7 protein-coding genes and 2 tRNA genes are annotated in these 9,880 nt (G+C 32.0%); all 9 read left to right on the top strand.

The features are described from left to right. Window positions 1-19: 19 nt before the first annotated feature. The 9 genes from HMPREF9225_RS08270 to HMPREF9225_RS08230 all read left to right on the top strand — a co-directional run bounded on the left by HMPREF9225_RS08270 (window position 20) and on the right by HMPREF9225_RS08230 (window position 9,657). A tRNA-Gly gene (locus tag HMPREF9225_RS08270) sits at window positions 20-94 on the top strand. A 12-nt stretch (window positions 95-106) separates the two neighbouring features. Next, window positions 107-183, top strand: a tRNA-Arg gene (locus HMPREF9225_RS08265). 175 nt (window positions 184-358) lie between these two features. Further along, window positions 359-1,411, top strand: a complete 1,053-nt coding sequence (locus tag HMPREF9225_RS08260; RefSeq protein WP_008902489.1) for an inorganic phosphate transporter — start codon at window positions 359-361, stop codon at window positions 1,409-1,411. A 3-nt stretch (window positions 1,412-1,414) separates the two neighbouring features. Further along, window positions 1,415-2,035: a DUF47 domain-containing protein gene (locus HMPREF9225_RS08255; RefSeq protein WP_008902488.1), complete on the top strand. Its 621-nt coding sequence runs from the start codon at window positions 1,415-1,417 to the stop codon at window positions 2,033-2,035. 71 nt (window positions 2,036-2,106) lie between these two features. Then, the gene (glmU, locus tag HMPREF9225_RS08250; RefSeq protein ID WP_008902487.1) at window positions 2,107-3,492 is read left to right on the top strand and encodes a bifunctional UDP-N-acetylglucosamine diphosphorylase/glucosamine-1-phosphate N-acetyltransferase GlmU; all 1,386 of its coding nucleotides are present in this window, start codon (window positions 2,107-2,109) and stop codon (window positions 3,490-3,492) included. Further along, window positions 3,489-4,445, top strand: coding sequence for a ribose-phosphate diphosphokinase (locus HMPREF9225_RS08245; RefSeq protein WP_008902486.1), 957 nt, complete (start codon window positions 3,489-3,491; stop codon window positions 4,443-4,445). Before glmU ends, HMPREF9225_RS08245 begins: the two co-directional genes overlap by 4 nt. Further along, window positions 4,446-5,018 (top strand): aminoacyl-tRNA hydrolase, encoded by a 573-nt coding sequence (gene pth / locus HMPREF9225_RS08240; protein WP_008902485.1) that lies wholly within the window; start codon window positions 4,446-4,448, stop codon window positions 5,016-5,018. It abuts the gene before it with no gap. Window positions 5,019-5,038: 20 nt separating this feature from the next. Next, complete coding sequence (gene mfd, locus HMPREF9225_RS08235) at window positions 5,039-8,485, top strand: transcription-repair coupling factor (protein WP_008902484.1); 3,447 nt, start codon at window positions 5,039-5,041, stop codon at window positions 8,483-8,485. Window positions 8,486-8,544: 59 nt separating this feature from the next. Further along, the gene (locus tag HMPREF9225_RS08230) at window positions 8,545-9,657 is read left to right on the top strand and encodes a peptidylprolyl isomerase (RefSeq protein WP_008902483.1); all 1,113 of its coding nucleotides are present in this window, start codon (window positions 8,545-8,547) and stop codon (window positions 9,655-9,657) included. Window positions 9,658-9,880: the final 223 nt, after the last annotated feature.

Here is a 9,880-nt window from a genome sequence, read left to right as displayed (position 1 = left end):
TTTCATATATATAATTTATGCGGATGTGGCTCAGTGGTAGAGCATCGCCTTGCCAAGGCGAGGGTCGCGAGTTCGAATCTCGTCATCCGCTCCATTTTTTTTATTTGCGTCATTAGCTCAGCTGGATAGAGCGTCTGACTACGGATCAGAAGGCCAGGGGTTCGAATCCTCTATGACGCGCCAGACTTTCTACTAGGAGGTCTTTTTTTATTGTGAAATTTAAAAAACTTACTAAAAGCATAAAATAATATTATTTATTTTATGCTTTTTTACTTGCAATGTAAAAAGCTTGTTTTTTTACTTCTTTTTTATATGGTATAATTAAATAAAATATATAATTTTTATATAAGGTGGAAAGATGAATTTAAGTTTTTCAGAATTTTTAGGAGAAATTGCTAATTCTCCTGCTATTTTAACTATTACAATTCTACTTATAATAATGTTTATTCTTAATGGTTTTACAGATAGTCCAAACACAATTGTAACTACTGTATCTAACCGTTCTTTAAACGTAGATTTAGCTATAATAGTTTCTTCAATTATGAATTTTTTTGGAGTGCTTTCTGTTGGTATTTTTATTCCGAAAGTAGCAATTACAATTTCAAATTTAGTAGATTTTGCTGGAAATAATACTTTTGTTTTTATTTCTATTTTTTCTGTATTTTTATCCATAGTTTCTTGGATTTACATTTCTTGGAAACTCGGATATCCAACTTCTGAGTCCCATTGTATAATCGGAGCTTTAATCGGAAGTTTCATTGGACTTACAAAATCTTTTGATGGTATAAATTTCAGAGCATTAATTATGATTTTAATTGGATTTATTGCTGTTATGATTTTAAGTTTTATACTTGGATATATTATCGTAAGTATTATTAAAATAATATTTAAAAATCACGATAGGACCAAGGTTAAGAAGCCTTTTAACATTGCAAACATCTTAAGTTCTATGGCTCTTAGCTTTATGCATGGTGCCCATAATGGTCAAAAGCTCGTTGGTCTTTTCTTGGTTGTATTTATTACTCTTAATGAAGGATACAAGATAGATGGTGCTTATCCTATTTGGATAACTTTGATTCTTGCAATTGCTATGGGAGTTGGAACTTCCATTGGTGGTAAGAAGATTATTAAATCTGTGGGAATGCACCTTGTGAACCTTGAAAATTATGAAGGATTTTCTGCTGATTTAAGTTCTTTTATAGTTTTACTTATAGCAACTTTAATAGGTCTTCCAATAAGCACGACACACTCTGTAACCTGTTCTGTTATGGGCGTTGGCGCTTCAAAGAGACTTAGCAGCATCAATTGGAAGTTTGGAATGAGGATGGCTCTTGTTTGGATACTTACTCTACCAGCTACCGTATTTCTTGGATATATTTTTAGTAAATTTATATTTTTATTTGTAAGGTGAGTTATGAAAAAGAAAAATTTTGATTATTTTGATAGTTTTAAAAAGATGATTGAAGGCACTATGGCGGCATCGAGACTTCTAGATGAAATTATAAGTAATTATAAGGCGAGCGATCTATTTTTAAATATGAATTCTATGCATGAGATTGAACATTCAAACGATGAAATTATTCATATTACAATAAATAATCTTATTAAAGAGTTTGTACCTCCAATTGAAAGACAAGATATTTCTTTGCTTATTGAAACTCTTGACGATCCTACCGACTCAATAGAAGATGTGCTTCTTGCTCTATACATGCTAAATGTAGATGTAATTAGACCTTTTGCTCTAGAGATGTCAAAACTTATTGTATCTGCAGTGGATATGCTTTATGAAGTAATTATAGAGTTTAATTCTAAAAGCAATAGTACGTCATTAAAAGAAAAAGTTATTGAAGTAAATAGAATCGAGGAAGAAGGAGATAAGATTTATCTAAATGCCATGAGAGATTTATATGTAAAAGAAGATAATGCAAAGACTCTTATTATTTGGACTAGAATCTTAGATAGACTTGAAATGTGTATTGACGACATTGAAAAGTGTGCAAACCTTATTGAATCAATAGCTCTTAAGAACTTTTAGAATAGAGATGGAGTTTATACTTGTTATAAATTCTGTGTAAAGGTATAATAAAAAAGGTTAGAGGTGACAAATTGAAAGTTGCGATTATATTATGCGCTGGAGAAGGAACTAGGATGAAATCAAGTCTTCCTAAGGTTCTTCACAAAGTTTCTGGCGAAGCACTATCAAGTCATGTTATCGACTCCTGTAGAGATGCGGGTATTGATAAAATCGTACTTGTATGTGGCTATAAAAAAGAAAAAGTAATTGAATATTATAAAGATGAAAATGTTCTTTTTGCAATCCAAGAAATAGGACCAAATGCGCCTTATGGAACTGGATTTGCAGTTATGTGTGCAGATGAATTTTATAAAGATGATGATACTGTCATAGTCTTAAATGGTGATGCGCCACTAATTACAAAAGAAACTATAGAAGAATTCTTGGATTTTCACGAAAAAAACTCCTACGTTTCAACTGTTTTAACTGCTAAGGTAAAAGATCCATACGGCTACGGTAGAATAGTAAGAAATGAATCTTTATCTGTTGAGAGAATCGTTGAAGAAAAGGATGCCACTGAATTAGAAAAGAAAATCCATGAAATTAATTCTGGTATTTTTGCCTTTAGCGGAAAGGTACTAAGAGATTACTTAAAGAAATTAGATACTAATAATGCTCAAGGGGAGCTTTACTTAACCGATATTCTAGGAAAACTTACTGAAGACAATGTCCCTGTTGGAGCATATATTGCCAAGGATTCAAATGAAATCATGGGAGCAAACTCAAGGCTAGAACTTGAAGAGCTTGAAAGATTATTTAATCGTAGAAATATTGTAAAACTTATGGAAAACGGAGTAAGTTTTATAAATATGGATCAGGTTGTAGTTGAAAAAAATGTTGAAATTGGAGAAGATTCAGTAGTTTATCCTGGAGTTGTTCTTCAAGGAAATACTAAGATAGGAAAAAATGTTCTGATTTATGGAAATTCTAGAATAGATAATTCCATAATAGGAAATGATGTTAAGATAGATAGTTCTACCATTGAGGATTCCGAAGTTGGAGATGAAACAACTATTGGACCTAATGCACATCTAAGACCTAAATCCAAAATAGGCAAAAAGGTTAAGCTAGGAAACTTCGTTGAAGTTAAAAATTCTACTTTAGGTGATGGCACAAAGGCGTCTCATCTTGCCTATATAGGTGATGCAGATGTTGGTTCTAATGTAAACATCGGTTGTGGAGTTATCTTTGTAAACTACGATGGTAAGAATAAATTTAGATCCGTAGTTCATGACCATGGATTTGTAGGGTCTAATTCAAATATTGTGGCTCCAGTTGAAATAGAAGAATATGGATATGTTGCTGCTGGCTCTACGATTACAAAAAATGTTAGTAAGTTTCAACTTTCTATAGAAAGATCACATCAAAAAAATATTGACGATTGGGTAAAAAGAAAAGGTTTAGGAGGAGAAAAATGAATTTAGAAAACGGAGATATTCAAATCTTCACAGGTAATTCTAACAAAGCTTTAGTAGCTAAAATTTGTGAAAGTCTAGGAGTAAAACAAGGAGACTGTGTAGTTAACAAGTTTTCAGATGGAGAAATTCAAATCGACATCAACGAAACTGTAAGAGGAAAAGATGTTTATATCATTCAATCTACATCAAATCCTGTAAACGACAACTTGATGGAAGTTTTAATCTTGGTAGATGCTCTTAAACGTGCATCAGCTGGAAGAATAAACGTAGTTATGCCTTACTATGGATATGCAAGACAAGATAGAAAGACCAAGGCTAGAGAACCAATTACATCTAAACTAGTTGCAGACCTACTTGAAGTAGCTGGAGCTCAAAGAATTGTAACCATGGATTTACACGCAGGTCAAATCCAAGGATATTTCAATGTTCCAGTAGATCATTTAACAGCTATTCCATATCTTTCTGAATATTTCAAAGATATAGTAAATGAAGATCCAGGTAATTTTGTAGTAGTTTCTCCTGACCTAGGTGGAGTTACTAGAGCAAGAAAATTTGCAAATAGACTAAACTTACCAATCGCTATTATTGAAAAGAGAAGACCTAAACCAAATGTTTCAGAAGTTATGAATATCATCGGAGACATAGATGGCAAGAACTGTATACTTATCGATGACATCATAGATACTGCTGGAACTATTTGTAAAGCAGCAGAAGCACTTAGAAAGAATGGTGCTAAGAAAGTATACGGCTGTGCAAGCCACGGAGTACTTTCTGGGGAAGCATTTAATAGACTTGAAAATTCTATAATGGAAAAGTTTGTAATTTCAAATACAATAGAAGTTCCAGAAGAAAAACTTGGAAAAGTTCTTGAAGTTGTAAATGTTGCTCCTATTTTCGCTTCAGCTATTAGAAGAATAAATGGAAATAAATCTGTTTCCGAAATGTTTGACTAAATGTTTGTAATAGTTGGACTGGGAAATCCTGGTTCAAAGTATGAACTCACAAGACATAATATAGGATTTTTAACTATTGATAGACTTGCTAAGAGAGAAGGGGCAAGAGTCGATAGGATTAAGTTTAAATCTCTAATTGGAGAGATTAATATAAATGGAGAGAAGGTCATACTCGTGAAACCTCAGACATTTATGAATCTTTCTGGAGAAGCTGTTAGAGAAGTGATGAATTTCTACAAGGTGGATCTAAAAAATCTGTTGGTGGTAGTAGATGATATTGATATAACACCATTTACTCTTAGACTTAAAAAGAGTGGTAGCGCTGGATCTCATAATGGAATGAAGTCCATAATTTATAATTTAAACGATGACAAATTTCCTAGACTAAAGGTGGGAGTCGGTAATAACGAAAGAAAGATTGACCTTGCAAACTATGTTTTAAGTGGGTTTGAAAAGAAGGATCAGGAAAAATTAGAAAATATAATCGACGCATCCTGTGATGCAATTTTAGATTTTATAAAACATGGTGCCGATTATGTAATGAATAATTATAATAATAAGCTGTCTGAATGACAGCTTTTTTGTGGTGAAGCATGGATTTAGTAAAAGATATTTTTAAAAATTTAAAAGTATATAAGGACGCCTTAAATTTCCTAGATAGGGATAATTCTGCTGGGTTATTCGGATGGTCTGATGGAGCAACTGGAGCTTTTGTATATACAATCTCTGAAGATTTTAATAATACAATTGTCATTTGTAAAGATGAGACCAGATGTAAAAAGGTTACTGAAGATTTAAAATCATTGGGCAAAAAGGCGTGGTTCTATCCGGCAAAGGATCTATTCTTTTATGAAAGAGAATATAAAACTGAGGACAATCTTAAGGAAAGATTACAAGCTAGATATAGCATTTATAAAGGCGATAAACCTATAATTGTAACTACTTTTAGGGCAATTAGAGATAAGATTTTAAATTCAAAAATATTTACGGAAAATATTAGAAAAATTGAATTTGGAATGGATATTGATCTGGATGAATTTGTAAACTATCTTTTAAAGATTGGATATGAAAGAACTATACAGACTGAAACACTGGGAGAGTTTTCAATAAGAGGTGGAATCATCGATATCTATTCGCCAAACGGAGCCTTTAGAATTGAACTTTTCGACACAGAAGTTGATTCCATAAGAAAGTTTGATATAGAAAGCCAAAGATCTCTAGAAAATTTGGATGAATGTGAGATTGTCCCTGTAAAAGAACTTATCTTAGATGAAGATGAATTTTTAAAAATAAAAAATAAGATTGAAAATAAAATTAAAAAGACCAAGGATAAGACTGCTAAGGAGAGATTAGAAGAAAAATTTGGACCTTATATCGATGCTTTAGAAAGTTTTACTCTACCGAAAAACATAGACTTAATCCTTCCGTTTATAGATGAAAAATATTTATCTTCTATTGTAGATTATATGGAAGATTCACTATTTGTACTAGAAGATCCAAGATTTATACTAGATGGTGAAAACGACAAGGAAGAAATATTCTTAGAAAATCTTGCAGATCTTATGTCTAGAGGTGAAATTACAGAATCGTTTGACGAAGTTAGATATAAAATTGAAAACACCATCTCAAAAATAAATAAAGAAAAAGTTCTGTCATTAAATACACTTTTAAATCCAACGAGAGAATTCTATCCAAAGATGTCGTTAAACATAAATATGAAGTCTGTTGTAAACTATCTTGGTAGAATAAAGGTTTTCGTCGAAGATTTAAAAACATATCTTTACAAAGGTTACAAAGTGCTTATCATGTCTGGTTCTGAAAAAAAAGCAAAGAGGCTTATAAGTACTCTAAATGACAACGAGATAGCCGCAAATTTTTCAGAGGACAGGAACATGGAAATCTTATCTTCGATGGTTGTGGTGACTACTGGGACCTTAAACGAAGGGTTTGAGATAAGAGAGAATAAAACTCTCGTTCTAAATCATGGAGAAATATTAAATCAACCTCAGAAGAAAAATATAAAGAAGAAAAAAGAAAACACAATAGTTTTAAAAGATTTAAAAATCGGTGACTATGTGGTTCATGAAATTCACGGAATCGGTGTCTACAACGGAACTAAGACCATGGATATCCAAGGAATTAGACGTGATTATCTAGAATTATCTTACCAAGGCGATGACAGACTATTCTTGCCAGTTGAAAATCTGGATGTCATTCATAAATTTGTCGGCAACGAAGGAATAAAACCTAAAATAAATAAACTTAGTTCAAAGGATTGGCAAAAGCAAAAGTCCAAGGCAAAAAAAGCCGTGGAAGAGATGGCGAAGTACCTCATTGAGCTATATGCAAAGAGAGCTAATGCAAAGGGATTTGCCTTTAGCGAAGATACTCCTTGGCAAGGTGAATTTGAAGATGCATTTATTTATGAAGAAACTGAAGGGCAACTAAATGCTATTAAAGAAATCAAAGAGGATATGGAAAGTCCAACGCCAATGGATAGACTTCTCTGTGCCGACGTTGGTTATGGAAAGACTGAAGTAGCAATAAGGGCAGCATTTAAAGCGGTAATGGATGGTAAACAGGTGGCAGTATTGGTGCCGACGACCATTCTTGCTCAACAACATTACAATACATTTGTGGAAAGATTTAAGGATTTTCCTGTATCTATTTCTGTGTTTAGCAGATTCAGAACAAAAAAAGAAATAGACAAAGATATTGATGATTTAAAAAAAGGTTTTATAGATATAGCCATTGGAACTCACAGACTCTTATCCAAAGATGTTAAGTTTAAGGATCTTGGGCTAATAATCGTAGACGAAGAGCAGAGATTTGGAGTAAGGCACAAGGAAACTCTAAAACTTTTAAAAGAATCTGTAGATTCACTTACTTTAACTGCAACACCAATTCCAAGGACCTTGCAAATGAGTATGATAGGAATAAGAGATATGTCTGTTATAGAAGAGCCACCAGAAGAGAGATTCCCTATACAGACCTATGTCACAGAGGAAAATGACATGCTCATAAGAGAAGCCATTCTAAAAGAAATTGAAAGAGGTGGACAGGTCTACTACGTTTCAAATAGAGTAAGCAATATGGAAGAGATTCTATTAAAACTAAAAAAATTAGTGCCGGAAGCTACATTTGGAATTGCAAATGGACAGATGAGTGAAAGAGTATTGGAAGATACTATGCTTTCATTTATAAACCAAGAAATAGATGTGCTTATCTGTTCTACAATTATTGAAACTGGAATGGACGTGCCAAATGCTAATACTATGATTGTGACAGAATCAAACAGACTTGGTCTTTCACAGCTCTACCAACTTAGAGGTAGAATAGGAAGGTCAAATAGGCTCGCATATGTGTACTTTACCTATAGAAAAAATACTGAAATAAGTGAAATTGCATCGAAGAGATTAAAATCTATTAAGGAATTTACAGAATTTGGTTCAGGTTATAAGATTGCCATGAGAGATTTGGAAATTAGAGGCTCTGGATCTATCTTAGGAGAGAAACAACACGGTCATATTGAATCAATAGGATACGATCTCTATATAAAATATCTAAAAGATGCGGTTAAAGAATTAAAAGGGGAAGAGGTTAAGGAAGAGGTAGATACGGTTGTAGACTTAAAAGTAGATTCATATATTCCAAAGGATTATATAGAAGACGAAGAGACAGTGCTTGAAATATATAAAAAGATTGCAACTATAGAAAGTCTAGATGACTACAGAGATCTTGTGGATGAGTTGGTAGATAGATTTTCAGATATTCCAAAAAATGTCATAAATCTTATGGACATATCTTATATGAGACAGATGGCAAAGAAATCAAATATAGTTTCGATCATAGAAAGAAATGGAGTCTACACAATAAGTTTTCTAAAAGGAAACCTAAATCCAACCCTATTAAACGAGATAAAGTACACCATACCTCAGTCAAATGTGGATTTAAAGCGAGGAATAATTTCTATAAAAGGTTTAAAAGATCCATTAAATAACTTGAAGAAGCTAATTTCCGTCATTTATTCACATAGATAACACTGACTTTGCAATAAAAATGTAGTATAATAAATAATTATTAAAGAGAGGATGTTATTATGAATTTTAAAAAAATTGCTAAAGTACTTTCACTAGGTTTAGTACTTACCACAACACTTACAGCTTGTGGAAATAAACCTGGAGTAGCAGCAACAGTAAATGGAGTAGATATTCCAGTTGAAACATTCAACGAAGAATATGCAGCACAAAGAAACTCAATAGTTTTAACTTCTGGAGAAGATTATCTAAAAGAAAAACTTGGAAAAGAAGATATGACTATCGACCAAGGAATCAGAGAATTTGTACTAAACAACTTAGTTCAAATGGAACTTGTAAGACAAGATGCTGAAAAGAAAGATATCAAAGTCGATGAAAAGAAAGTTGATGAACAAATAAATGCTATTATTGAACAATCTGGTTCAAAAGAAAAATTTGAAGAACAACTTAAAGAACAAGGAATCACTGAAAAATTCTTTAGAGATTATTTAGCTAAACAAGAATTAGTTAAAGAATATCAAGACCACCTAAAAGAAGAACTTAAAATATCTGAAGAAGATGCAAAAGCTATCTACGAAAAAGATAAAGACAAGTACTTTGTGGCAGACGCTGATCACATTCTAGTTGAAACAGAAGATGAAGCTAAAAGCATCAAAAAAGAAATTGAAGAAGGAAAAGACTTCAATGAACTTGCAAAAGAAAAATCAAAAGATCCAACTGCAAAAGACAACGGTGGTAAACTTGGAGAATTCTCAACAGGTCAAATGGTAAAAGAATTTGAAGATGCAGTAGTTAAAATGAAAGAAGGAGAAATTTCTGATCCAGTTAAGACTCAATTCGGATACCATCTAATCAAACTAAACAGTTTAAGACACAAAGAATTTGACGAAGTTAAAGATCAAATCATTGAAACTGGAACTTCAGAAAAACTTACTGAATACCTAAACAAGCTTGAAAAAGATGCAAAGGTTAAGAAGTATATAAATCCTAAGAAGGATTATGAACTACCAGAAGAATTAAAGGTTAAAGTACCTGGAAAAGAAGCTGACGATAAAAACACAGAAGGTTCAAAAAACGAAACTAAAAACGACAAGAACCAAGGTACAGAAAATAAAACTAACAACCAAAAAAATCAAAACAACACAAACAACAAAGACAATAAAAATCAAAAATAAATAAATTTATAATGCTGGGTTTTCGACTCAGCATTTTTTTATTAAATGAAAATTTATAATTTAAACGAAGAATTATAACTTAAACGAAGAATTATAATTTAAACGAAGAATTATAATTTAAACGAAGAATTATAATTTAAACGAGGAATTATAATTTAAACGAAGAATTATAATTTAAACGAAGAATAAAATTAAATACACATAAAAATAAGGCGGATTTTGA

The sequence above is a fragment of the Peptoniphilus duerdenii ATCC BAA-1640 genome, from assembly GCF_000146345.1.
GTDB classification, from domain to species: domain Bacteria; phylum Bacillota; class Clostridia; order Tissierellales; family Peptoniphilaceae; genus Peptoniphilus_B; species Peptoniphilus_B duerdenii.
Note: the sequence above shows the minus strand (reverse complement) of the source record. Positions and strands in the feature narration are given on the sequence as shown.